The sequence below is a fragment of the Leclercia sp. Colony189 genome, assembly GCF_009740165.1.
Taxonomy (GTDB): domain Bacteria; phylum Pseudomonadota; class Gammaproteobacteria; order Enterobacterales; family Enterobacteriaceae; genus Enterobacter.
Genome location: NZ_CP046557.1, coordinates 4,700,057 through 4,722,804, shown reverse-complemented (window position 1 = coordinate 4,722,804; position 22,748 = coordinate 4,700,057). Strand labels below are relative to the sequence as shown.

The 22,748-nt window shown below is 55.7% G+C and carries 25 protein-coding genes; 12 read left to right on the top strand and 13 right to left on the bottom strand.

Translation table 11 applies throughout. The features are described from left to right. Window positions 1-182: 182 nt before the first annotated feature. Window positions 183-803 (top strand): superoxide dismutase [Mn], encoded by a 621-nt coding sequence (sodA, locus tag GNG29_RS22570; RefSeq protein WP_103177525.1) that lies wholly within the window; start codon window positions 183-185, stop codon window positions 801-803. 66 nt (window positions 804-869) lie between these two features. Beyond that, on the top strand, window positions 870-1,553 hold the full coding sequence (gene yiiM / locus GNG29_RS22565; protein WP_156655380.1) for a 6-hydroxyaminopurine reductase: 684 nt from the start codon (window positions 870-872) through the stop codon (window positions 1,551-1,553). Between the two features lie 33 nt (window positions 1,554-1,586). On the opposite strand, the gene cpxA is transcribed toward yiiM, so the two are convergent. Both cpxA and cpxR read right to left on the bottom strand, forming a co-directional pair. Next, entirely contained in the window at window positions 1,587-2,960 is a 1,374-nt protein-coding gene (cpxA, locus tag GNG29_RS22560) for an envelope stress sensor histidine kinase CpxA (protein ID WP_103177523.1), read from the bottom strand. Next, window positions 2,957-3,655 carry an envelope stress response regulator transcription factor CpxR gene (gene cpxR / locus GNG29_RS22555; RefSeq protein ID WP_039032144.1) on the bottom strand — a complete coding sequence of 233 codons (699 nt, stop codon included), beginning with the start codon at window positions 3,653-3,655 and terminating at the stop codon, window positions 2,957-2,959. Before cpxR ends, cpxA begins: the two co-directional genes overlap by 4 nt. Before the next feature lie 150 nt (window positions 3,656-3,805). On the opposite strand from cpxR, the gene cpxP reads away from it, so the two are divergent. The 6 genes from cpxP (at window position 3,806) to GNG29_RS22525 (ending at window position 9,938) form a co-directional block, all read left to right on the top strand. Beyond that, complete coding sequence (gene cpxP, locus GNG29_RS22550; protein WP_156655379.1) at window positions 3,806-4,306, top strand: cell-envelope stress modulator CpxP; 501 nt, start codon at window positions 3,806-3,808, stop codon at window positions 4,304-4,306. Window positions 4,307-4,459: 153 nt separating this feature from the next. Continuing rightward, complete coding sequence (gene fieF, locus GNG29_RS22545; RefSeq protein WP_103177521.1) at window positions 4,460-5,365, top strand: CDF family cation-efflux transporter FieF; 906 nt, start codon at window positions 4,460-4,462, stop codon at window positions 5,363-5,365. Window positions 5,366-5,540: 175 nt separating this feature from the next. After that, window positions 5,541-6,503: a 6-phosphofructokinase gene (pfkA, locus tag GNG29_RS22540; RefSeq protein WP_103825256.1), complete on the top strand. Its 963-nt coding sequence runs from the start codon at window positions 5,541-5,543 to the stop codon at window positions 6,501-6,503. A gap of 213 nt (window positions 6,504-6,716) precedes the next feature. Further along, on the top strand, window positions 6,717-7,706 hold the full coding sequence (locus GNG29_RS22535; RefSeq protein ID WP_156655378.1) for a sulfate ABC transporter substrate-binding protein: 990 nt from the start codon (window positions 6,717-6,719) through the stop codon (window positions 7,704-7,706). Window positions 7,707-7,816: 110 nt separating this feature from the next. After that, on the top strand, window positions 7,817-8,575 hold the full coding sequence (locus GNG29_RS22530; RefSeq protein WP_156655377.1) for a CDP-diacylglycerol diphosphatase: 759 nt from the start codon (window positions 7,817-7,819) through the stop codon (window positions 8,573-8,575). 58 nt (window positions 8,576-8,633) lie between these two features. Then, window positions 8,634-9,938, top strand: coding sequence for an SLC13 family permease (locus tag GNG29_RS22525; RefSeq protein ID WP_156655376.1), 1,305 nt, complete (start codon window positions 8,634-8,636; stop codon window positions 9,936-9,938). 81 nt (window positions 9,939-10,019) lie between these two features. Here the strand turns inward: GNG29_RS22525 and tpiA are convergent, their stop codons facing one another. Both tpiA and GNG29_RS22515 read right to left on the bottom strand, forming a co-directional pair. After that, on the bottom strand, window positions 10,020-10,787 hold the full coding sequence (gene tpiA / locus GNG29_RS22520; protein ID WP_103177516.1) for a triose-phosphate isomerase: 768 nt from the start codon (window positions 10,785-10,787) through the stop codon (window positions 10,020-10,022). A 110-nt stretch (window positions 10,788-10,897) separates the two neighbouring features. Further along, window positions 10,898-11,494: a DUF1454 family protein gene (locus tag GNG29_RS22515; protein WP_103177515.1), complete on the bottom strand. Its 597-nt coding sequence runs from the start codon at window positions 11,492-11,494 to the stop codon at window positions 10,898-10,900. Between the two features lie 113 nt (window positions 11,495-11,607). On the opposite strand from GNG29_RS22515, the gene GNG29_RS22510 reads away from it, so the two are divergent. Then, window positions 11,608-12,027 carry a DUF805 domain-containing protein gene (locus GNG29_RS22510; RefSeq protein WP_103177514.1) on the top strand — a complete coding sequence of 140 codons (420 nt, stop codon included), beginning with the start codon at window positions 11,608-11,610 and terminating at the stop codon, window positions 12,025-12,027. On the opposite strand, the gene fpr is transcribed toward GNG29_RS22510, so the two are convergent. The 4 genes from fpr to GNG29_RS22490 all read right to left on the bottom strand — a co-directional run bounded on the left by fpr (window position 12,028) and on the right by GNG29_RS22490 (window position 16,365). Beyond that, entirely contained in the window at window positions 12,028-12,774 is a 747-nt protein-coding gene (gene fpr / locus GNG29_RS22505; RefSeq protein WP_103177513.1) for a ferredoxin--NADP(+) reductase, read from the bottom strand. It lies immediately after the preceding gene. Between the two features lie 96 nt (window positions 12,775-12,870). Further along, a complete protein-coding gene (gene glpX / locus GNG29_RS22500; protein WP_156655375.1) occupies window positions 12,871-13,881 on the bottom strand; it encodes a class II fructose-bisphosphatase in 1,011 nt (336 codons plus the stop codon). 96 nt (window positions 13,882-13,977) lie between these two features. Beyond that, window positions 13,978-15,489: a glycerol kinase GlpK gene (gene glpK / locus GNG29_RS22495; protein WP_103177511.1), complete on the bottom strand. Its 1,512-nt coding sequence runs from the start codon at window positions 15,487-15,489 to the stop codon at window positions 13,978-13,980. 21 nt (window positions 15,490-15,510) lie between these two features. Continuing rightward, complete coding sequence (locus GNG29_RS22490) at window positions 15,511-16,365, bottom strand: MIP/aquaporin family protein (protein ID WP_103825246.1); 855 nt, start codon at window positions 16,363-16,365, stop codon at window positions 15,511-15,513. 402 nt (window positions 16,366-16,767) lie between these two features. Here GNG29_RS22490 and zapB point away from each other — a divergent pair, with 402 nt between their 5' ends. The 3 genes from zapB (at window position 16,768) to GNG29_RS22475 (ending at window position 18,154) form a co-directional block, all read left to right on the top strand. Continuing rightward, the gene (gene zapB / locus GNG29_RS22485; protein ID WP_103177509.1) at window positions 16,768-17,007 is read left to right on the top strand and encodes a septal ring assembly protein ZapB; all 240 of its coding nucleotides are present in this window, start codon (window positions 16,768-16,770) and stop codon (window positions 17,005-17,007) included. A gap of 92 nt (window positions 17,008-17,099) precedes the next feature. Then, window positions 17,100-17,768 (top strand): hypothetical protein, encoded by a 669-nt coding sequence (locus tag GNG29_RS22480; RefSeq protein WP_103177508.1) that lies wholly within the window; start codon window positions 17,100-17,102, stop codon window positions 17,766-17,768. Window positions 17,769-17,827: 59 nt separating this feature from the next. After that, on the top strand, window positions 17,828-18,154 hold the full coding sequence (locus tag GNG29_RS22475) for a hypothetical protein (RefSeq protein WP_139156421.1): 327 nt from the start codon (window positions 17,828-17,830) through the stop codon (window positions 18,152-18,154). Between the two features lie 35 nt (window positions 18,155-18,189). On the opposite strand, the gene rraA is transcribed toward GNG29_RS22475, so the two are convergent. From rraA to ftsN, 5 genes are all read right to left on the bottom strand, one after another. Beyond that, window positions 18,190-18,675: a ribonuclease E activity regulator RraA gene (rraA, locus tag GNG29_RS22470; protein ID WP_103177506.1), complete on the bottom strand. Its 486-nt coding sequence runs from the start codon at window positions 18,673-18,675 to the stop codon at window positions 18,190-18,192. A gap of 91 nt (window positions 18,676-18,766) precedes the next feature. After that, window positions 18,767-19,693, bottom strand: coding sequence for a 1,4-dihydroxy-2-naphthoate polyprenyltransferase (gene menA, locus GNG29_RS22465; protein ID WP_103177505.1), 927 nt, complete (start codon window positions 19,691-19,693; stop codon window positions 18,767-18,769). 64 nt (window positions 19,694-19,757) lie between these two features. After that, on the bottom strand, window positions 19,758-21,089 hold the full coding sequence (gene hslU, locus GNG29_RS22460) for an HslU--HslV peptidase ATPase subunit (protein WP_103177504.1): 1,332 nt from the start codon (window positions 21,087-21,089) through the stop codon (window positions 19,758-19,760). A gap of 9 nt (window positions 21,090-21,098) precedes the next feature. After that, on the bottom strand, window positions 21,099-21,629 hold the full coding sequence (hslV, locus tag GNG29_RS22455) for an ATP-dependent protease subunit HslV (protein WP_032615282.1): 531 nt from the start codon (window positions 21,627-21,629) through the stop codon (window positions 21,099-21,101). Window positions 21,630-21,723: 94 nt separating this feature from the next. After that, on the bottom strand, window positions 21,724-22,725 hold the full coding sequence (gene ftsN / locus GNG29_RS22450; protein ID WP_156655374.1) for a cell division protein FtsN: 1,002 nt from the start codon (window positions 22,723-22,725) through the stop codon (window positions 21,724-21,726). Window positions 22,726-22,748: the final 23 nt, after the last annotated feature.

Sequence of the window (22,748 nt, the reverse complement as noted above, 5' to 3'; positions counted from 1 at the left end):
AATCCCGGCTCTACCCCTGACTTCTCCGCAGCCCCCGCCAGATCAGTGACATAACGAAAAGTTATAACCTTATTAAAACTACGGCATTGATAAACATTTTCAATATCATTTAATTAACTATAATGAACCAACTGCTTACGCGGCATTAACACGTTTGCCGCCCGACAATAATGGAGATGATTATGAGCTATACCCTGCCATCCCTGCCGTACGCTTACGACGCCCTGGAGCCGCATTTCGACAAGCAGACGATGGAAATCCATCACACCAAACACCACCAGACTTACGTTAACAACGCCAACGCGGCGCTGGAAAGCCTGCCAGAATTCGCGAGCCTGCCGGTTGAAGAGCTGATCACCAAACTGGATCAACTGCCAGCCGACAAGAAAACCGTACTGCGCAACAACGCGGGCGGCCATGCTAACCACAGCCTGTTCTGGAAAGGCCTGAAAACCGGTACTACTCTGCAGGGCGACCTGAAATCCGCTATTGAGCGCGACTTCGGCTCCGTTGAGAACTTCAAAGCTGAGTTTGAAAAAGCGGCTGCTACCCGTTTCGGCTCCGGCTGGGCGTGGCTGGTTCTGAAAGGCGACAAACTGGCGGTAGTCTCTACGGCTAACCAGGACTCCCCGCTGATGGGCGAAGCGATCTCTGGCGCATCCGGTTTCCCAATCCTGGGTCTGGACGTGTGGGAACACGCTTACTACCTGAAATTCCAGAACCGTCGTCCGGACTACATCAAAGCCTTCTGGGACGTCGTCAACTGGGACGAAGCTGCGGCACGTTTCGCTGCTAAAAAATAAGGTTGCAAAGCCTTCTGTGAGAAGCGAGTCTGATGACTCGCTTTTTTTGTATCTGAAGGAGTAGAGATGCATTACCCGGTGAATGTGTTTACAGGCAAGGTAAGGGACTACGACGGCAGCCGCCCGAGCGCAATTGCTAAAGTGCAGGTCGACGGTGAGCTGACCTTAACCGACCCTGGACTGGCAGGTGACGAGCAGGCGGAAAAGAAGATCCACGGCGGGCCCGACCGCGCGCTGTGCCACTATCCGCGGGAGCACTATCAGCACTGGGCAAGGGAATTTCCCGCTCAGGCCGATCTGTTTGTCGCCCCGGCGTTTGGCGAAAACCTCTCAACCGAGGGGCTGACGGAGGAGAACGTCTTTATCGGCGACATCTTTCGCTGGGGGGATGCCCTGATCCAGGTGACCCAGCCGCGCTCGCCGTGCTTCAAACTCAACTTCCATTTCGGCATCAGCGATATGGCTACGCAGATGCAGAACGCGGCGAAAACCGGCTGGCTCTATCGGGTGGTGCTGGCAGGGCAGGTATCGGCGGATGCGCCCCTGAAGCTGGTGTCACGCCTGAGCGACGTATCGGTACATGACGCCTGCGCTATCGCCTGGCATATGCCGTTTGACGACGAACAGTATCAGCGTCTGCTGGCGGCGGCGGGCCTGTCAACAAGCTGGACCAGAACCATGCAGAAACGGCGTTTAAGCGGGAAGATCGAGAATAATTCCCGCAGATTGTGGGGAAACCAGGCCGGGTAAGGCGAAGCCGCCACCCGGCATAACAGGCGACAACTACGAACGTTTATACAACGGCAGCCAGAGGGTTAAACGCAATCCACCCAGCGGGCTGTCGTCCGCTTTCACCCAGCCGCGATGCTGCTGAATGGCGGTTTCGACAATCGCCAGACCCAGTCCGGTGCCGCCAGATTCACGGTCGCGGGCTTCGTCAGTACGGTAGAACGGACGGAAAATCTGCTCGCGATCTTCCGGGCTGACGCCAGGACCATCGTCATCCACGTTAATAGTGATGCCGTCTTTATCCACCGAGAACGCCACCTCGATTTTGGTATGCGAGTAGCGCAGGGCGTTACGGACGATATTCTCCAGCGCGCTTTCCAGCGCATTCGGGTTACCGTACAGCGGCCACGGGCCCGGCGGGAAATTAACGGTGAACGATTTACCCATCTGCTCCGCTTCGAAGGCGGCGTTATCTAGCACTTCGCCCCAGAGGTGGTTAGCCTTCATCGTTTCGCTGACCAGCGCGTTTTTCTGCTGATTGCGTGACATCACCAGCAGGTCGTTGATCATGCTGTCCAGACGGTGGGCTTCTGTTTCGATACGCTCCAGCTCCTTGCTCTCACCACTGCGGCGGCGCAGCAGGGCGGTGCCCAGCTGCAGGCGCGTCAGCGGGGTACGCAGCTCGTGCGAGATATCAGAGAGCAGACGCTGCTGGGTCGTCATCATCCGCTCCAGCGCCGTCACCATCTGGTTGAAGCTGGCCCCTGCCGCCAGGAACTCCTGCGGCCCGGCTTCCAGTTCCGGGTGCTGTCGCAGGTTGCCCTGCGCCACTTCATCCGCGGCGTTTTTCAGTTTGCGCGCCGGCTTCGCCAGGCTCCATGCGAGCCACAACAACAGCGGTGAACTCACCAGCATGGTGACAATCAGCAGTAGCAGCGGGCGGTCAAACAGCAGGTTGATAAAGTCGGACTGGGAGCTGCTCGCCGGGCGGATCAGGTAGAGCTGGTAATTATCCTCCCCGTCATTGACGGAGAACGGCCCCACCATCTCCACCCGACCATATTTTTTCTTTTGCGGGTGATCGGCGTTATCCGCCTGGCCAATGAAGTTACGGATGATCTGCATTTCATTGCGGTCCGCACCAATCACGCGACCTTCGCTGGTCACCAGCAGCAGGCGTTGTCCGGGAGGCGCCCATTTTTCGATAGCGCGAAACAGCCTGCGCCACCACATCAAATCATTGGGCGGATCGGTGGCCAGCTCTGCTTCTACGTGTTGCTCGATCATCACACCCTGACGTTGCTCGCTGTCGAGGAGCTCCGTCATCTGGCGTGAGTCGAGTTTTGGCAACATCAATACCAGCATTAAAACCAGTGCCAGCGTCAGCCAGAAAATGGCGAAGATGCGGGCGGTTAAGCTACCTATCATGAAGCGGAAACCATCAGATAGCCGCGTCCACGCAGGGTTTTAAACCACGGGTGACCATCTTTGCGCTCCGGCAGCTTACGGCGCAGGTTCGAGATGTGCATATCGATGGCGCGGTCGAACGGCGTCAGGCGTTTACCCAACACTTCCTGGCTCAGATGTTCACGCGACACCACCTGGCCCAGATGCTGCGCCAGCAGATAAAGCAGGGTGAATTCGGTGCCGGTCAGCTCCAGCGCCTGGCCGTCAAAGCTCGCTTCCTGGCGGCCTGGATTGAGGCTCAGGGAGTCGACTTCCAGCGTCGGTGAACCGTTGTCGGTGTTTTGCTGCTGCTCGCTCCAGTGGGAACGGCGCAGGATCGCCCGAATACGCGCCACCAGCTCGCGGTCGTTAAACGGTTTTGGCAGATAGTCATCAGCGCCCAGCTCAAGGCCGAGTACGCGGTCAAGTTCGCTGCCGCGCGCGGTCAGCATAATAACGGGGGTCTGGTGTGTCTGGCGCAGCTCTTTAAGGGTGTCGATACCGTTTTTCTTCGGCATCATGACGTCGAGCAAAAGCAAGTCGATGCTATCGTCGAGTAGACTCAGCGCCTGCTCCCCATCATGGGCAACCGACACGTCAAAGCCTTCCATGTCGAGCAACTCCTTTAAAAGGGATGTCAGCTCTCGGTCATCATCAACTAACAGGATTTTATTCATTGTTTAAATACCTCCGAGGCAGAAATTACGTCATCAAGGCTATCTAATCCATGACTTTACGTTGTTTTACACCCCCTGACGCATGTTTGCAGCCTGAATCGTAGACTGTCTCTCGTTGAATCGCGACACGAAAGATTTTGGGAGTAAGTGATGCGCATAGTTACCGCTGCCGTCATGGCCTCAACGCTGGCGTTTAGTGCATTTAGCCAGGCTGCTGGAGCTATCACCGGCGATAACCGTTCCTCAGCAGAGGGCATTGCGCAGCAAAACGGCCAGGGCCACATGTTTGACGGCATAAGTTTAACCGAACATCAGCGTCAACAGATGCGAGATCTGATGCAGCGGGCTCGTCATGACCAGCCCCCTGTTAATGTTAGCGAAATGGAGACAATGCACCGCCTTGTCACCGCAGAAAATTTTGACGAAAGCGCTGTGCGCGCTCAGGCAAACAAAATGGCGCAGGAACAGGTTGCCCGCCAGGTCGAAATGGCCCGGGTCCGCAACCAGATGTTTCACCTGCTAACGCCAGAGCAGCAAGCGGTTTTGAACCAGAAACACCAGCAACGTATGGACCAGTTGCGCGAGGTTGCCCGGATGCAGAAGAACGCTGAATCGACGCTTTTTAGTAGCAACACCCGTAGTAACCAGTAAACCCTGTTTTCCTTGCCATAGACACCATCCCTGTCTTCCCCCACATGATGTGGGGGTTTTTTTTGCCCATCATTAAAATGCGTTAACCGTTTATTCATCTTATTGACTCCTCCGCATCCATTATACTAGCGGCATAGCGTAACAGGAGTGTTTATGAATCAATCCTATGGACGGCTGGTGAGCCGGGCGGCAATCGCCGCGACGGTCATGGCGTCGTGCCTGTTAGTCATTAAAATCTTCGCGTGGTGGTATACCGGTTCGGTCAGTATTCTGGCGGCGCTGGTGGACTCCCTTGTGGATATTGCCGCCTCGGTGACGAACCTGTGGGTGGTGCGTTACTCGTTACAGCCGGCGGACGAAGAGCATACCTTTGGTCATGGCAAAGCGGAGTCGCTGGCGGCGCTGGCGCAAAGCATGTTTATTTCCGGTTCGGCGCTGTTCCTCTTTTTGACTGGCATTCAGCACCTGTATACCCCGTCGCCGATGAAAGATCCCGGCGTCGGCGTGGTCGTTACCGTTATTGCACTTATAAGCACATTAATTCTGGTAACGTTCCAGCGCTGGGTGGTGCGTAAAACGCAGAGCCAGGCGGTACGGGCGGATATGCTTCATTATCAGTCTGATGTTATGATGAACGGTGCGATTCTTATTGCGCTCGGTCTGGCCTGGTATGGCTGGCACCGGGCCGATGCGTTATTTGCGTTAGGGATTGGATTCTATATTTTATACAGTGCGTTGCGTATGGGGTACGATGCAGTGCAATCCCTGCTCGACCGCGCACTGCCAGACGCAGAACGGCATGAAATCTTTGAAATTGTGACCTCCTGGCCCGGTGTCAGCGGCGCTCACGATCTTCGCACGCGGCAGTCAGGGCCGACCCGCTTTATTCAGATTCATTTAGAAATGGAAGATAACCTGCCGCTCGTTCAGGCCCATCTGGTGGCGGAACAGGTTGAGCAGGCGATTTTGCAGCGTTTCCCGGGGTCAGATGTCATTATTCACCAGGATCCCTGCTCAGTCGTACCTAAGCCAGGTAATGGACATTTTGAGCTTTCGTAATTCGTTGTAAAAAAGTGAACCGGGGCAGCATTTTGTGGAAAAATAACCGCCATTTGGTCTGACCTGAATCAATTCAGCGGGAAGTGATTGATATACTATTTGCACTATTCGTTGGTCGATAGGACGTCTTCCGGCAACAGATTTCATTTTTGCATTCCTAAGTTCAGAGGTAGTCATGATTAAGAAAATCGGTGTGTTGACAAGCGGCGGTGATGCGCCCGGCATGAACGCAGCAATTCGTGGTGTAGTGCGCGCAGCGTTGACGGAAGGTCTGGAAGTTTTTGGTATCTATGACGGTTATCTGGGCCTGTATGAAGATCGCATGGTGCAGCTCGACCGCTACAGCGTGTCCGACATGATTAACCGTGGCGGTACCTTCCTGGGCTCCGCGCGTTTCCCGGAATTCCGCGATGAGCGCATCCGTGAAGTGGCTATCGAGAACATGAAAAAACGCGGCCTGGACGCGCTGGTTGTTATCGGCGGTGACGGTTCCTACATGGGGGCAAAACGCCTGACCGAAATGGGCTTCCCATGCATCGGTCTGCCAGGCACCATCGACAACGACATCAAAGGTACCGACTACACCATCGGTTACTTCACTGCGCTGGGCACCGTGGTAGAGGCGATTGACCGTCTGCGCGACACCTCTTCTTCTCACCAGCGTATCTCCATCGTCGAAGTGATGGGCCGCTACTGTGGCGACCTGACCCTGGCGGCGGCGATTGCCGGCGGCTGTGAGTTTATCGTGGTGCCGGAAGTGGAATTCAGCCGTGAAGATCTGGTGGCAGAAATCAAAGCCGGTATCGCTAAAGGTAAAAAACACGCCATCGTAGCCATCACCGAGCACATCTGTGACGTTGACGAGCTGGCGAAGTACATTGAAGCCGAAACCAAACGCGAAACCCGCGCGACCGTTCTCGGTCACATCCAGCGTGGCGGCTCTCCGGGTCCTTACGACCGTATCCTGGCATCCCGTATGGGCGCTTACGCGATTGAACTGCTGCAGCAGGGCTTTGGCGGTCGTTGCGTCGGTATTCAGAACGAAAAACTGGTTCACCATGACATCATCGACGCTATTGAAAATATGAAGCGTCCGTTCAAAGGTGACTGGCTGGAGTGCGCGAAAAAGCTGTACTGATCGGCGGCTGTTGCCCGGTGGCGCTGTGCTGACCGGGCCTACAAAAGCATGGTTAGTGGGCCGGGTAAGGCGTAGCTGCCACCCGGCTTTTTTGTGCGCTCACACCCTCTTTTTATTCCCCTGTGTTATAGCCAATCTTTTTTTATTCTTTAATCATTGGTTCGCTTTCTGGCACCCTGCACTCATCAAACACAACATTAAGAGAGTTGGGCGATGAATAAATGGGGCGTGGGTTTAACGTTATTGCTGGCATCGACCAGCGTTCTGGCAAAGGATATTCAGCTACTGAACGTGTCTTACGATCCGACGCGTGAACTGTACGAGCAGTACAACAAAGCGTTCGCCGCACACTGGAAACAGGAAACCGGCGATAACGTCGTGATCCGCCAGTCCCACGGTGGCTCCGGCAAGCAGGCGACCTCGGTGATTAACGGCATTGAAGCCGACGTCGTGACCCTGGCGCTGGCGTATGACGTGGACGCTATCGCGGAACGCGGCCGTATCGAGAAAAACTGGATCAAACGCCTGCCGGATAACTCCGCGCCGTATACCTCCACCATCGTTTTCCTGGTTCGCAAAGGTAACCCGAAACAGATCCATGACTGGAACGATTTGGTTAAGCCGGGCGTATCGGTCATCACTCCAAACCCAAAAAGCTCTGGCGGCGCACGCTGGAACTACCTGGCAGCCTGGGGTTACGCCCTGCACCAGAACAATGGCGATCAGGCTAAAGCGCAGGATTTCGTGAAAGCGCTGTTTAAAAACGTCGAAGTGCTGGATTCCGGCGCACGCGGCGCAACCAACACCTTCGTTGAACGCGGCATTGGTGACGTGCTGATTGCCTGGGAAAACGAAGCGCTGCTGGCGGCGAACGAGCTGGGTAAAGATAAATTTGAAATTGTCACCCCAAGCGAATCCATTCTGGCTGAGCCAACCGTCTCTGTGGTCGATAAAGTGGCGGATAAGAAAGGTACCCAGGCCGTGGCGGAAGCCTACCTGAAATACCTTTACTCCCCGGAAGGCCAGGAGATTGCCGCGAAGAATTTCTACCGGCCACGTGATGAGGCGGTGGCGAAAAAATATGAGAACACATTCCCGAAACTGAAGCTCTTCACTATCGATGAGGTCTTCGGCGGCTGGACGAAAGCGCAGAAAGATCACTTCTCGAATGGCGGCACCTTCGATCAGATCAGCAAGCGTTAAGCATTTTTTGAAGAACGACACGGGACCCGGTGTGAGAAATCCACCGGGTTTTTTATTTGGTCACTTTTATGCGTTACTCTTTGGCGTCAGGTGGATACAGGGAATGCGCTGTGAAAAAAATAATCGTGCTGATACTGGTTGTGATTGCGCTCGCGGCAGGCGGCGGGTTCTGGCTGAAAGCGGGTAACCCAAACGCGCTGCGGCATATCGTTCTCGACCAGTGTGTGCCTGGTCAGATGCAGAACCGTAACCCGGCGCCCTGTGCGCTGGTAAAAACGGATGCGGGATATGTGGTGTTTAAAGATCGCAACGGGCCGCTGCAATATCTGCTGATGCCCACGTACCGCATCAACGGTACCGAAAGCCCGCTCCTGACCGAGGCTCATACGCCCAATTTCTTCTGGCTGGCGTGGCAGTCGCGCCACTTTATGAGCATGAAGCGGGGGAGCAACGTGCCCGACAGTGCAGTTTCACTGACCATAAACTCCCCGACCGGCCGCACGCAAAACCATTTTCATATCCATATCTCCTGCCTGCGCCCGGACGTGCGCGAGAAGCTCAATGTTAGTCAGGGGCAAATCAGCACCCAGTGGCTGCCGTTCCCCGGTGGGCTGGAGGGGCATGAATACCTGGCGCGTCGGGTGACGGAAGCGGAGCTGGTGAAACGCAGCCCGTTTATGATGCTGGCAGAAGAGCTGCCGGAAGCGCGCGACCATATGGGGCGTTTTGCGCTGGCGATGGCGCAGCAGGCGGACGGATCGTTTGTATTACTGGCAACGGCGCGCAATTTGCTGGCGCTTAACCGCGCTTCTGCTGAGGAATTGCAGGATCATCAATGCACTATCCTGAATGAACCCCACCATAAATAGCGTTTACTCGCCCTGCCTGTCGCCGTAGACTTGCTGAAAAATTCTACAGGAGACAGGCATGTCGCTCTGGTTCACTCACCCGCTGTTTCTGCCCTCGCTGATTATCGTCGTCACCATCATCCTGTGGGCCACCTCGCTGTTGCCGGAATTCCTCACTGCGCTGCTGTTCTTTACCGCGGCGATGATCGCGCGTATCGCCCCGCCGGAGGTGATTTTTGGCGGTTTTGCCTCGTCAGCGTTCTGGCTGGTGTTCAGCGGATTTGTGCTGGGGGTGGCGATCCGCAAAACCGGGCTGGCGGACAGGGCGGCGCGGGCGCTGTCGGCCAGGCTGACCGACTCCTGGCCGCTGATGGTGGCAAGCGTAGTGCTGCTCACCTATGCGCTGGCGTTTGTGATGCCCTCCAATATGGGGCGTATTGCGCTGCTGATGCCCATCGTGGCGGCGATGGCGAAGCGGGCGGGCATTGCCGACGGCTCCCGGGCGTGGTTCGGCCTGGCGCTGGCGGTGGGGTTTGGCACCTTCCAGCTTTCGGCCACCATCCTTCCGGCCAACGTTCCTAACCTGGTGATGAGCGGGGCGGCGGAAGGCTCTTACGGCATCCATCTTAACTATGTTCCGTACCTGCTGCTGCATACTCCGGTGCTGGGTATTCTCAAGGGTCTGGTCCTGATCGGCCTGATCTGCTGGCTGTTCCCCGGCGCGCCAAAACCGGTGAAGGATTTGACCCCGCCAGAGCCGATGGGCCGCGACGAAAAGCGCCTCGCCTGGCTGCTGGCGGTGGTGCTGGTGATGTGGGTGACGGAGAGCTGGCACGGCATTGGACCGGCATGGACCGGGCTTACGGCGTCGATTGTGGTGATGCTGCCGCGGGTTGGCTTTATCACCGGGGATGAATTCTCGGCGGGGGTGAATATGCGCACCTGTATTTATGTGGCGGGTATTCTCGGGCTGGCGATCACCGTGACGCAAACCGGTATTGGCAGTGCCGTGGGCGAGGCACTGATGCGGGTAATGCCCCTGGATGCCGATGCGCCGTTCACCAGTTTCCTGGCCCTGACCGGCATCACCACCGCCCTGAATTTCATTATGACCGCCAACGGCGTACCGGCGCTGTATACCACCCTGGCGCAAAGCTTCTCGGACGCCACCGGCTTTCCGCTGCTGTCGGTGATTATGATTCAGGTGCTGGGGTATTCCACGCCGCTGCTGCCGTATCAGGCGTCGCCGATTGTGGTGGCGATGGGGCTGGGAAGAGTGCCTGCGCGGGCGGGGATGCTGCTCTGTCTGGCGCTGGCGGTGGCAACCTATCTGGTGCTATTGCCGCTGGATTATCTGTGGTTTAGCCTGCTGGGACGGCTGTAAAAAAGCCCGGTAGCGCTGGCGCTTACCGGGCCTGGAGTATCGTAGGGCGGGTCAGCGAAGCGCCACCCGCCGCAGATGCTCTTACGCCTGTTTCGCTGCTTCTGCTGCTTTAACGATCACCGCGAAAGCGTCTGCTTTCAGGGATGCGCCGCCAACCAGCGCGCCGTCGATGTCCGGCTGGGTGAACAGCTCTGCTGCGTTAGATGCGTTTACGGAACCGCCGTACTGGATGATCACTTGCTCAGCAACTTTCGCGTCTGCTTTCGCAATGTGGTCACGGATGAATTTGTGAACGGCCTGAGCCTGTGCTGGGGTGGCAGATTTGCCGGTACCGATCGCCCATACTGGCTCGTAAGCAATGACCGCACCTTCGAACGCGCTCGCGCCCTGAGTGGTCAGGACTGCGTCGATCTGACGTGCACAGACTTCTTCAGTTTTGCCCGCTTCGTTTTCTGCTTCGGTTTCACCGATGCACAGAACCGGGATCAGACCCTGCTCTTTCAGCACAGCGAATTTCTTCGCGATGAATTCGTCGGACTCTTTGTGGTAGGTACGACGCTCAGAGTGGCCGATGATGATGTATTTTGCGCCGATATCTTTCAGCATTTCAGCGGAGGTTTCACCGGTGAACGCGCCAGACAGGTTAACGTCAACGTTCTGGGCACCCAGAACGATGTGGCTGCCGTCAGCCGCTTTCTTAGCCATATCCAGGTACATATCCGGCGGAGCGATAGCAACAGCACAGCCAGTCACACCAGCCAGCTCTTTACGCAGGTTAGCTACCAGCTCGTTTACCATGTGGCGGCTGCCGTTCAGTTTCCAGTTACCCATCACTAAAGGATGTCGCATTTCAATTCTCCACGCTCAAGAGCGAATTAAGGAATATGGCCGCCCGACAGGGCAGCATGGTCTGTGAATCAGTATAGAGATTTTCCCTCGAAAGGCTTTGCTTTTTGTCATTAATTCGACCCGCCGAGTGCCTCAGATAGCGCCAGCTTAATCGGTTCAACAGCGAAGGTCAGCCCCTTTTCGCCGTTATCTGCCACGACATAGCGAACCGCGCCTTCCGTTTCGGCGTAATAGCGCTTGTTTTTACCAGCTGTGAGGAGCTTTTGCAGCTTTTGCTGGCTTTGCGCTTTGGTCAGGGCAGGGGTAAAGGCGCGTAAAATGGCGCTCATATACTCCAGCGCTTTAGCTTTGGCGGCTTTCTGCTCCGGCCCCTGAATCGGCAGCCAGGTAATCTGCATACTCTTGATTTTGAGGGTTCCACGCTCAAGCGCCGTCGAGGCGTACAAATTCTCATTAATTTTGCTGGCAGCCCGGGTCAGGTTCGGGGTGTCGCGGGTGCCATCAATGGAGCGGAACTCATTGAGCGGCAGCTTTGGATTATCCTGATTGAAGGCTTCACGGAACAGGCTGATAGACTGATCAAAGGTCGGCGCGCCCGGCATCACATAGGGTGCGGTAGCCGATACGGAAGTCTCAGCAGCATGCAGAGGTGCGCTTGCACCCAACAGTGTTAAACCCAGCCAAATAAGGTGAAACCACATCTTCATCAATAAAGTCTCTGAATGTTACTGCCCACGATTAAAACGGGATCCGGCTGGCTTGTCAAAAGGAGGCGACTCCAGGGTAAACTACGCGCCGCGATGACTTTTAGGAACCTGACATGACCATACAGCAGTGGTTGTTTTCATTCAAAGGGCGTATTGGACGCCGTGATTTCTGGATCTGGATTGGCGTATGGATTGTCGCCATGCTGGCTCTGTTTATTTCTGCCAATAACGCCTGGCTGAGCACCCAGACGGCGGCCTTCGCGCTGGTGTCGCTGCTGTGGCCGACCGCGGCGGTGTTAGTGAAACGGCTGCACGATCGTGGGCGTTCGGGGTTGTGGGCGCTGCTGGTGATACTGGCGTGGATGCTGCTGGCCGGCAACTGGTCGATGCTGCCCTCCATGCTGCCGTGGGTGGTGGGCAGACTGATCCCTACCATTATTTTTGTGATGATCATTGTCGACCTGGGCGCGTTTGTGGGCACCCAGGGCGAGAATAAATATGGTAAAGATACGATCGACGTAAAGTACCGCTAATTACCAGTAATGTTCTGCGGTCATATGGCCCGGCCGACGGCGTAAATGCTTGGTCATTTGCCGGGTCTCTTTCAGGAGCTGTTGGGTATCACGCACCATTTGCGGGTTGCCACACAGCATCACGTGGCTGGTGTCGGCCTCCATCTTCAGACCCACGGCGGCTTCCAGCTCGCCATTTTCAATCAGGGCCGGTACGCGCCCGTGGAGTGACCCCGGCACCGTTTCACGGCTCACCACCGTCTGGATTTTCACTTTCCCTTCATAACGCTTCTGCAGTTCCTGCATCAGCGGCAGGTAGCTCAGGTCTGCGGCGTAGCGCGCGGCATGCACGAGAACGATATTTTTAAAGCGATCCAGGTCCTGCCCATATTGCAGGATCGACAGGTAAGGGCCGATGGCGGTACCGGTTGCCAGCATCCACAGCGTCTCGCAGTCTGGCACTTCATCCAGCACGAAGAAGCCTGCGGCTTCGCTGACAATCTGGATCTCATCGTCGGGTTTCAGTGCCGCCAGGCGCGGGCTGAGTTTGCCATCGGGAACGGTGACAAGGTAGAACTCGAGATCCGGGTTATCCGGCGCGTTGACATAGGAGTAGGCGCGCTGCACGCGTTCGCCGTCGATCTCCAGCCCCAGCTTGGCAAATTGCCCGGCCGTGAAAGGCTGGATGGGCGCATGTACGGTGAGGCTAAATAGCGCATCGGTCCAGAACTCTACCTTTTTGACTTTACCTGTTACCCAGTCTGCCATGATGTTCTCCTGTACTGATCTCGGGTTCTATCTTCCTTACCTGAGAGGGAGATTTCCAGCCCAGGCGGGCCGGAAAGCTCTATTGATCAAACGGTTTTACAGAATGTGGGTCTGCACGTCCGGATCTTTACGGTCGAGATAGTGAATCGACTGGATGCGGCGAATGGTGCGTGATTTACCGCGGATCAGCAGCGTTTCGGTGGTCGCCATATTGCCTTTGCGGCTGATGCCGTCCAGCAGATCGCCTTTGGTGATGCCGGTCGCCGAGAAGATGACGTTATCGCTGCGCGCCATATCATCCAGACGCAGCACGGTATTGGCCTGAATGCCCATTGCGGCACAGCGGGCCAGCTCCTGCTCACCGATGCGGCGGTTCTCTTCGCTGTCGCCTTTTACGTCATGACGGGCCAGCAAACGGCCATGCATATCGCCGTCGAGGGCACGGATCACCGCGGCAGAAACCACCCCCTCCGGTGCGCCGCCGATACCGTACAGCACGTCGACTTCGCTATCCGGCATGCAGGTGAGGATGGAGGCCGCCACGTCGCCATCGGGGATAGCAAAGACGCGCACGCCTAACTGCTGCATCTGGGCGATGACCGCATCGTGACGCGGTTTCGCCAGAATGGTGACCGTCAGTTCGCCAAGGGGCTTATTAAGCGCGGCGGCGATATTACGCAGGTTTTCCGCCAGCGGCAGATTGAGGTCGATGACCCCTTTTGCGCCAGGGCCGACAATCAGCTTCTCCATATACATATCGGGCGCGTTGAGGAAGGTGCCTTTATCGCCCACCGCCAGTACCGCCAGGGCGTTAGCCTGGCCCATAGCCGTCATGCGGGTGCCTTCAATGGGGTCTACCGCGATATCCACCGCATCGCCGTTACCGGTACCGACTTTTTCACCGATGAACAGCATGGGGGCTTCGTCGATCTCACCTTCACCAATCACGATGGTGCCATCGATGTTGACCTGGTTAAGCATGATGCGCATGGCATGGACGGCTGCGCCGTCAGCAGTATTTTTATCACCACGGCCAAGCCACTTGTAGCCTGCCAGAGCGGCGGCCTCGGTTACGCGGGAAAACTCGATAGCAAGTTCACGTTTCATCAGATACCTGTGCAATCAAAAGGAATTGCACGAAGTTTATCACAGAGTGGGAGAGGCGGTTTGGACCCCTCACCCCGACGGGGTGAGGGGGAGGTATTATGACTCGTCGTGCTCTTCCCAGGCCAGCGCGCGTTTCACGGCTTTTTTCCAGCCGCTATAGCGGTAGTTACGCTCGGTGGTTTCGATACCCGGACGGAATTCGCGCTCGATGACCGCTTTCTCCTGCAGTTCGTCCAGGTTCTGCCAGAAGCCAACCGCCAGGCCGGCAAGATAGGCCGCACCCAGCGCCGTCACTTCACGCACTTCCGGGCGTTCCACGCGGGTACCCAGAATGTCGGACTGGAACTGCATCAGGAAGTTGTTTGCCACTGCGCCGCCATCCACGCGCAGGGCGTGCAGACGAATGCCGGAGTCAGCCTGCATCGCTTCCAGCACGTCACGGGTCTGATAGGCAATCGACTCCAGCGTGGCGCGGATGATGTGGTTAGAGTTTACCCCACGCGTCAGGCCGAAAATCGCCCCGCGGGCATAGGGATCCCAGTAGGGCGCGCCCAGCCCGGTAAAGGCCGGCACGACGTACACGCCGTTGGTGTCTTTCACCTTGGTGGCGAAATACTCCGAGTCGAAGGCGTCGCTGATAAGCTTCATCTCATCGCGCAGCCACTGGATAGAGGCTCCGGCCATAAACACTGCGCCTTCCAGGGCGTAATTCACCTCGCCGCGCGGGCCGCAGGCGATAGTCGTCAGCAGGCCATGCTCCGATTTCACTGCCTTCTCGCCGGTGTTCATCAGCATAAAGCAGCCGGTGCCGTAGGTATTTTTCGCCATCCCTTCTTTCACGCACAGCTGGCCAAACAGCGCCGCCTGCTGGTCACCGGCGATCCCGGCGATTGGAATACGGGTGCCGCCTTTACCGCCGATGTTGGTCTGACCGTACACTTCAGACGACTTACGTACCTGCGGCAGCATGGCGCGCGGGATGTCCAGCGCGTCCAGCATTTTGTCATCCCAGTCCAGATCGTGGATGTTGAACAGCATGGTGCGCGAGGCGTTGGTGTAGTCGGTGACGTGGACGCGCCCCTGGGTCATCTTCCAGATAAGCCAGGTGTCCACGGTGCCGAACAGCAGTTCACCGCGTTTGGCACGCTCACGAGAGCCTTCGACGTGGTCGAGGATCCATTTTACCTTGGTGCCGGAGAAGTAGGGGTCCACCACCAGGCCAGTGGCGCTACGCACGTACTCTTCCATGCCGTCGCGCTTGAGCTTCTCGCAGATGTCCGCTGTGCGGCGGCACTGCCAGACGATGGCGTTGTAAATCGGTTTACCGGTTTCGCGTTCCCAGACGATGGCCGTTTCACGCTGGTTGGTGATGCCAATTGCCGCAATCTGATCGGAACTGATATCGGCTTTCGCCAGCACTTCAACCAGCGTCGAGCTTTGCGACGCCCAGATCTCCATCGGGTCGTGTTCAACCCAGCCTGGACGAGGATAGATTTGCTCGAATTCGCGCTGCGACACGCTGACGATGTTCGCGTCATGATCCATAACGACAGCGCGGGAGCTGGTCGTGCCCTGGTCGAGCGCAACGATATATTTTTTGTCGGTCATAGTTGTGGTCCCGTAGTCAGATTACAGCGAAGCGTTTTGGTGTGCGCCAGAGGTGGTTTCCTTCTCTTCGGCCTCTTCGACGACACAGGTGTCACACGGCAGGTGGCGGCCAATCAGCTTACGATAGCCAAATGCTCCCAGCGCAGCACCTACAATAGGGCCGAACAGCGGCACCAGGAAGTAAGGAATATCCTTGCCGCCGGTGAAGGCAACGTCGCCCCAGCCGGCAATAAAGGCGAAAGCTTTCGGTCCGATGTCGCGGGCCGGGTTCATGGCGAAGCCCGTCAGCGGTCCCATCGATGCGCCGATCACCGCAATCAGCAGGCCAATCAACAGCGGCGCCAGCGGACCGCGCGGAATGCCGTTGCCGTCATCGGTCAGCGCCAGGATGGTACCCATCAGGATGGCGGTGATCACCATCTCCACCGCGAAGGCCTGCACAAAGTTAATGTGCGGGTTAGGATAGGTGGAGAAGATCCCCGCCAGCTCAAGGCTTTCGGTACTGCCACGCACCATATGGTGCGTCTGCTCGAAGTCGATAAACAGATTGTAATAGAGCCCGTAAACTAACGCCGCTGCACAAAACGCACCAGCAAACTGCGCCACAATAAAAGGCACAACCTTGCGTTTGTCGAAGCAGGCAAACAGACACAGCGCGATGGTGACCGCAGGGTTGAGGTGCGCACCCGAAACACCCGCCGTCAGGTAGATAGCCATCGCCACGCCCAGACCCCAGATCACACTGATTTCCCACTGACCGAAACTGGCACCCGCCACTTTCAGTGCAGCCACACATCCTACGCCAAAGAAAATCAACAACCCAGTACCCAGGAACTCTGCGATGCATTGGCCTTTTAAGGTTGATGTTTCACTCATAATCGGATCCTGAAAAATGATTAATGGTTATTGTTGGCGCGACGGTCGCCATGACCGGCACGATGTCCTGTAGACATAGTGTTAATTTATCGTTAACGAACAAAAACGAGAAATATCGAACTTAAAATGTGTGTGCCGCGTCAACAAAATGAGCGATAACGCGCCATGAAGCGGGCGAGAACTGCTGTAAGCGAAAGGGGGAGTAAGCTTTCTATTAACTAAAGTGTTAACAATTTAGGGGTATATGGCGCGAATGCACCAGGAGGAGACTGAAAAGTGTTGCAAACCGCAATCTGCGCGGTCTGCCGCTGGACAGGGAGGGCGGGGCTCCATACAATCGACACCAGGTGTTGTGCGCGTTTACGTCAAGCGTCGCCTTGCAAATTCAGGAGAGGTAGCATTATGTCGTTAGAAGTGTTTGAGAAACTGGAATCGAAAGTACAGCAGGCGATTGATACCATCACCCTGCTGCAGATGGAAATCGAAGAGCTGAAAGAAAAAAACAACGCGCTGTCGCAGGAAATTCAGACTGCTCAGCATGGTCGTGAAGAGCTGGAGCGTGAAAACCACCAGCTGCGCGAACAGCAGAACGGCTGGCAGGATCGTCTGCATGCTCTGCTCGGGCGCATGGAAGAGGTCTGATTCCGAATTCCTGAAAAAGGCATCCACAATGGATGCCTTTTTTATTTTGCAGGAATAAGATCGCTCAACATGTTACTCATAAGGAATGCGAGATGACAAAGCGAAGCGATATTATTGATAATTCTGACCGATATATTACCCGTAATACTCCCTCTGGCCTCATTTATACAGAAAATCTGGGATGGATAGACTTAGGGCACGCAAATCCCTTCGGTGCTGAACGATTATGGCAACAAATGATAATGCCTGGCGCAGGAGGCGCTGACTGGTTTGAAATCCATTATCATCAAAGCATGTCCAGGAACATCGCAGGATTAAATACGACAACCGGGATATACAGACGTTTTTTAGTGCGGAGAGGCTTAAGCGAAGAGGTCTTAAGAGGAGTCGCCTTATCCATTTTTATGAGTACTTCTCACAGCTTTGAATCCTTGCAGGGTTTTTGGCCCTATATTCTGATTACGGATAGCGGTTACAGCGCAGAAGATTTAGTTTCTAATCTTTTTGGTTTCTGCCAGGCCGTTAACTATGCAGATTACACACCTTTCCTGGACATTTGTTCCAAAGAGAAAGCTTATCGCATCTGGGACTACTATGGCCCCGTTGGGCAATTTAAAAATAAAAGTGTCCTTCCCTTACTGTTTCCAGACCCTAAGGATAAGCGCCTAAAACACCAACCATTCCCGGGCCATTTGCCTGCATTTATGGATTCTATTGTGCCAGTATCTGATCCTTCCGTCGTCAGGGAGGTTCGTATATGAAATGTAGGCATGTCATCATTTTTCTATTCGTTCTGGTGGCCGTGCTCTATTGCGTAATAATGACCAGAATCTTTTCTGATGAATATTATAAACAAGGCAATCTAATTCAATATTACTTATTAACGCCCAAACCACTCAAGGATGCACCAAGGATCACAGAAAACTGGTATTTCACGAAGCAAACCGTTGAAGGGAGTGGTTTGCAGATCAGTACACTCACTTTCACCGGTATCCAAAAGAGTGATCTTCAGAGGATGCACGAAAAGCTTGAAACCTGGATTGATAACTATCCGGATCGTCATGCAACAATGAGCATAGCGGTAGAGGAAAAGAAGGGGGTGTTTGAACTCCGCATTACTCATTACGATACGAATAAAGATAATTAAAAAAAGGCCATCTACATAACAGATGGCCTTTTTTTCTACTCAATATCCAGCGGATCTTCAGAGAGGATAATGCCGGTGTTATCGGCATAGAGATGGTCGCCGGAGAAGAAGGTCACCCCGCCGAAATTGACGCGCACGTCGCTTTCGCCAATGCCATCACCTGCTGCGCCAACCGGAATGGCCGCAATCGCCTGAATGCCGATATCCAGCTCTTCGAGGTCATCCACCTGACGCACCGCGCCATAGACCACAATGCCTTCCCACTCGTTCTGGGTGGCGAGACGGGCAAGTTCTGCATCGATTAACGCGCGACGCACGGAGCCGCCGCCATCAACCAGCAGAATGCGTCCACGGCCGTTCTGTTCGAGCAGATCGTACAGCAACCCGTTGTCCTCAAAACATTTCACCGTAATGATTTGTCCGCCAAACGACGACCGTCCTCCAAAGTTGGAAAACAGCGGTTCTACGACGTTGACATCTTCCTGGTAGATGTCACAAAGCTCGGAGGTATCGTATTTCATAGGCTTAAGTTCAGTTGCTGCGAGTGTTTTCAGTATATCGCGCGAATTGCATTGTTGGCAAAATCATCAATTGTTAATTGATATTTGTCAGCTAATTTAGCGTCTGACTAAGAATAATCCCTATCACGAACAACAGGTTAGTCAGCAGTGCGCCTTTTACCGTGCGTTCCAGCATTGGCGGCATGGCCGAGGCGCTCTGCTCGCGCATCACGTAGCGCGCCTGTTTAACCAGCAGCGGCGTGGCGAGTACAAACAGCCAGCCCCACAGGCTGTGCAGGGAAAGCAGGTTAAACAGTGCCAGACAGAGCAGGGCACCCATCAGCAGGCAGGCATGGTAACGGCGCGCATTCACCGCGCCTAACCGCACCGCCAGGGTGTTTTTACCGTTCTGACGATCGCTGTCGATATCGCGCAGGTTGTTGATATTCAGCACCGCTGTCGCCAGCATGCCGCAGGCGGTGGCTGGCAGGAACAGGGCAGGAATTAACGAGTGCGCCTGCAGATACCAGCTGCCCATCACGCTCAGCCAGCCGAAGAAGACCAGCACGGAGATATCCCCCAGCCCGATGTAACCGTAAGGGCGGGTGCCGACGGTATAGGTGATGGCCGCGACAATCGCCAGCAGACCGAGCACGAGGAAGCCGACCGCATCCGCCGGGGTTTTACAGGCCACCAGCACCAGCGCAATCCCGGAAAGACAGATCAGCGCGACGGTGATAATCAGCGCCCGTTTCATCTCCTCCTGGGTGATCACCCCTTTCTGCATTCCACGCAATGGCCCGATGCGGTCGGGCTTATCGCTGCCCTTGACGGCATCCCCGTAATCGTTAGCGAGGTTAGAGAGGATTTGCAGAAGCCCGGCGGTCAGCAGCGCCAGGGCAGCCACCAGCGGGTCGAAATGCCCCTGCCACCACGCGAGGGTAGTGCCAACAATAATGGCGGCGAAAGCGAGAGGGAGCGTTTTAGGACGCAGGCTTTCCAGCCAGGCCTGCGTACGGCTGATTTCAGTCATAGTAATTATGTGCCAATAAAAATGGGGCCTTTCAGCCCCATCATTTGTGATGAAAATGCAATTGCCGCGATTATAGGATAAAACGGCTCAGATCTTCATCTGCTACTAAAGCATCAAGGTGCTTACTCACATAGTCGGCATCAATTTTAATGCTTTGACCATTCAGGTCGCTCGCATCATAAGAGATATCTTCCATCAGGCGTTCCAGCACGGTATGCAGACGACGCGCACCGATGTTTTCGGTGGTCTCGTTAACCTGCCATGCGGCCTGGGCGATACGCTTGATCCCATCTTCGGTGAACTCAATGTTCACCCCTTCGGTCGCCATCAGCGCTTTGTACTGCACGGTGATGGAGGCGTTTGGTTCGGTCAGGATGCGCTCGAAGTCTTCGGTGGTCAGCGCCTGCAGCTCAACGCGGATCGGCAGACGGCCCTGCAGTTCCGGGATCAGATCCGACGGCTTGGCAACCTGGAACGCGCCAGAGGCGATAAACAGAATGTGATCGGTTTTCACCATGCCGTGCTTGGTGGAGACGGTGCAGCCTTCAACCAGCGGCAGCAGGTCGCGCTGTACGCCTTCACGGGAAACGTCCGGGCCGGAGGATTCGCCGCGCTTACAGATTTTATCGATCTCATCGATAAACACGATACCGTGCTGTTCAACCGCGTCGATAGCGTCCTGCTTCAGCTCTTCCGGGTTCACCAGCTTCGCCGCTTCTTCTTCAATCAGCAGCTTCATCGCGTCTTTGATTTTCAGCTTACGCGGCTTTTGCTTCTGCCCGCCCAGGTTCTGGAACATAGACTGCAGCTGGCTGGTCATCTCTTCCATACCTGGCGGAGACATAATTTCCACGCCCATTGGCGCGGCGGCGAGCTCGATCTCAATCTCTTTGTCATCCAGCTGGCCTTCACGCAGTTTTTTGCGGAACGCCTGGCGCGCAGCGGATGGCTCAGCAGGCTGTTCTGCCTGGCCCCAGTTGTTTTTCGCCGGTGGGATCAGCACATCCAGCACACGCTCTTCCGCCATCTCTTCAGCGCGATAGCGGTTTTTTTCGATGGACTGGACGCGGACCATCTTAATGGCAGAGTCGGTCAGATCGCGGATGATAGAGTCCACTTCTTTACCGACATAGCCCACTTCGGTGAACTTGGTCGCTTCGACTTTGATGAATGGTGCGTTGGCCAGTTTAGCCAGACGACGGGCGATTTCGGTTTTACCAACACCGGTTGGGCCAATCATCAGAATGTTTTTTGGCGTCACTTCATGGCGCAGCACTTCATCCAACTGCATACGACGCCAGCGGTTACGCAGGGCAATTGCCACAGAACGCTTGGCGTTATCCTGGCCGATGATGTGTTTGTTCAGTTCGCTGACAATTTCGCGTGGGGTCATTTCAGACATGAGAAATCCTTACGCCTTAGACGGCAATTCTTCGATGGTGTGGAAGTGGTTGGTATAGATGCAGATATCACCTGCAATATCCAACGCCTTCACAGCGATATCGCGTGCGCCCAGATCGGAGTTTTCCAACAGCGCGCGGGCGGCGGCCTGGGCGTACGGGCCACCGGAACCGATAGCAATCAGGTCATTTTCTGGCTGCACCACGTCACCGTTACCGGTGATGATCAGCGAGGCATTTTCATCGGCCACCGCCAGCAGTGCTTCCAGCTTGCGCAGCATACGGTCGGTACGCCAGTCTTTCGCCAGCTCAACGGCAGCTTTCACCAGATGGCCCTGATGCATTTCCAGTTTACGTTCAAACAGCTCAAACAGCGTGAAGGCGTCCGCAGTACCGCCCGCAAAACCGGCGATCACTTTGTCGTTATACAGACGACGCACTTTTTTCACGTTGCCTTTCATGACGGTATTACCCAGCGTGGCCTGGCCATCACCGGCAATCACCACCTGGCCGTTACGGCGTACACTTACTATTGTTGTCACGAGCAGACCCCCTGGTTACACATTCGGAAAATAGAGGCCCTGAGCCAGTGCTCAGGGCTGAATAGAATGATAGATGGGGGGGATTTTGGGGGTTTCAACCCCCGGAAGCGAGTCGAATGCAGTTTGTGTGACCTGCCATCTTCAGACGGCTGATGGTGCCATCGGCATTGTCTTTGCCTTTAACCGGGCCGATCACTACGCGATTCCAGCCGTTATTGGTGGTAATGCGTGAGTCAAAGCCTTCAAAGGCCAGTTGAGCACGTACGGTTTCCGCCTGCTCTGCGCCTTTAAAGGAACCGCACTGCACCATCCAGCGACGTTCATCTTTCTTCTCAGCCGTTTGCTTCGGCGCCTCGGTCTCTTTGGTGACCGGCGCGGCTTTCGGCTGCTGCGCGGTGGTATGCGCAGGGGTTTGCAGCAGATCCTGATACGGCTGCGTGTTGCTATTTTGCTTCGCAGGCTGCGTCTTCGGCTGTTGCGCCGGTTGCGCCGGTTGCGTCTGTGCCACCTTAGGCTGCTGGTACGGTTGTTCCGTCACCCGCTGCTGCGCTTTCGGCTGCTGTACCGTCTGGGACTGCGCCCACTGCTGCTGCTGTTGCTGCTGAATTTGTTGCTGCGCCTGGCGCTGGCGCTGCAGCGTTTGCTGACGCTGTGCTGGCGTCTGCTCATTCCACGGCACTTCGTTGAGCTGGGTAGGCTGCTGGCGCATATCGGCCTGCATCTGTGCCAGCAGCTGACGTTGTTCGTTGGTTAACTGGTTAGGATCCACCACTTCGCCACCCGCAGAGGGTTCGGTAGGCGCACGCACGCCCGGCTGGCGGCTCTCAAGCTCTTTAATATAGCGCCAGCGCTCTTCCGGTTTAGGGGGCAAGCCATTGCCGACCACTTTATTGCCCTGCAGCGCTTCTGCTTCTTCTTTTTTATGGTGCGTAATGAACCAGAGGCCGCCGATAAATGCCACCAGGACCGCCGCCGCGATCGCCACCATAGCCGGTGAGACTGCGGGCAGGCTGCTGCGTTGCGGTTTCCGTGAGCTACTCTTTTTGCGTCGCGAAGGTGCCGGCTGGCCGCGACGTACATAATCTCGTTGTGCCACTATCGTTTCGCTGTATTTTTTCG

Bases quoted from the DNA above. Each gene is read 5' to 3' on its own strand.
- sodA (WP_103177525.1), top strand. From the start codon at position 183: ATGAGCTATACCCTGCCATCCCTGCCGTACGCTTACGACGCCCTGGAG.
- yiiM (WP_156655380.1), top strand. From the start codon at position 870: ATGCATTACCCGGTGAATGTGTTTACAGGCAAGGTAAGGGACTACGAC.
- cpxA (WP_103177523.1), bottom strand. From the start codon at position 2,960: ATGATAGGTAGCTTAACCGCCCGCATCTTCGCCATTTTCTGGCTGACG.
- cpxR (WP_039032144.1), bottom strand. From the start codon at position 3,655: ATGAATAAAATCCTGTTAGTTGATGATGACCGAGAGCTGACATCCCTT.
- cpxP (WP_156655379.1), top strand. From the start codon at position 3,806: ATGCGCATAGTTACCGCTGCCGTCATGGCCTCAACGCTGGCGTTTAGT.
- fieF (WP_103177521.1), top strand. From the start codon at position 4,460: ATGAATCAATCCTATGGACGGCTGGTGAGCCGGGCGGCAATCGCCGCG.
- pfkA (WP_103825256.1), top strand. From the start codon at position 5,541: ATGATTAAGAAAATCGGTGTGTTGACAAGCGGCGGTGATGCGCCCGGC.
- GNG29_RS22535 (WP_156655378.1), top strand. From the start codon at position 6,717: ATGAATAAATGGGGCGTGGGTTTAACGTTATTGCTGGCATCGACCAGC.
- GNG29_RS22525 (WP_156655376.1), top strand. From the start codon at position 8,634: ATGTCGCTCTGGTTCACTCACCCGCTGTTTCTGCCCTCGCTGATTATC.
- tpiA (WP_103177516.1), bottom strand. From the start codon at position 10,787: ATGCGACATCCTTTAGTGATGGGTAACTGGAAACTGAACGGCAGCCGC.
- GNG29_RS22515 (WP_103177515.1), bottom strand. From the start codon at position 11,494: ATGAAGATGTGGTTTCACCTTATTTGGCTGGGTTTAACACTGTTGGGT.
- GNG29_RS22510 (WP_103177514.1), top strand. From the start codon at position 11,608: ATGACCATACAGCAGTGGTTGTTTTCATTCAAAGGGCGTATTGGACGC.
- fpr (WP_103177513.1), bottom strand. From the start codon at position 12,774: ATGGCAGACTGGGTAACAGGTAAAGTCAAAAAGGTAGAGTTCTGGACC.
- glpX (WP_156655375.1), bottom strand. From the start codon at position 13,881: ATGAAACGTGAACTTGCTATCGAGTTTTCCCGCGTAACCGAGGCCGCC.
- glpK (WP_103177511.1), bottom strand. From the start codon at position 15,489: ATGACCGACAAAAAATATATCGTTGCGCTCGACCAGGGCACGACCAGC.
- GNG29_RS22490 (WP_103825246.1), bottom strand. From the start codon at position 16,365: ATGAGTGAAACATCAACCTTAAAAGGCCAATGCATCGCAGAGTTCCTG.
- zapB (WP_103177509.1), top strand. From the start codon at position 16,768: ATGTCGTTAGAAGTGTTTGAGAAACTGGAATCGAAAGTACAGCAGGCG.
- GNG29_RS22480 (WP_103177508.1), top strand. From the start codon at position 17,100: ATGACAAAGCGAAGCGATATTATTGATAATTCTGACCGATATATTACC.
- GNG29_RS22475 (WP_139156421.1), top strand. From the start codon at position 17,828: ATGACCAGAATCTTTTCTGATGAATATTATAAACAAGGCAATCTAATT.
- rraA (WP_103177506.1), bottom strand. From the start codon at position 18,675: ATGAAATACGATACCTCCGAGCTTTGTGACATCTACCAGGAAGATGTC.
- hslU (WP_103177504.1), bottom strand. From the start codon at position 21,089: ATGTCTGAAATGACCCCACGCGAAATTGTCAGCGAACTGAACAAACAC.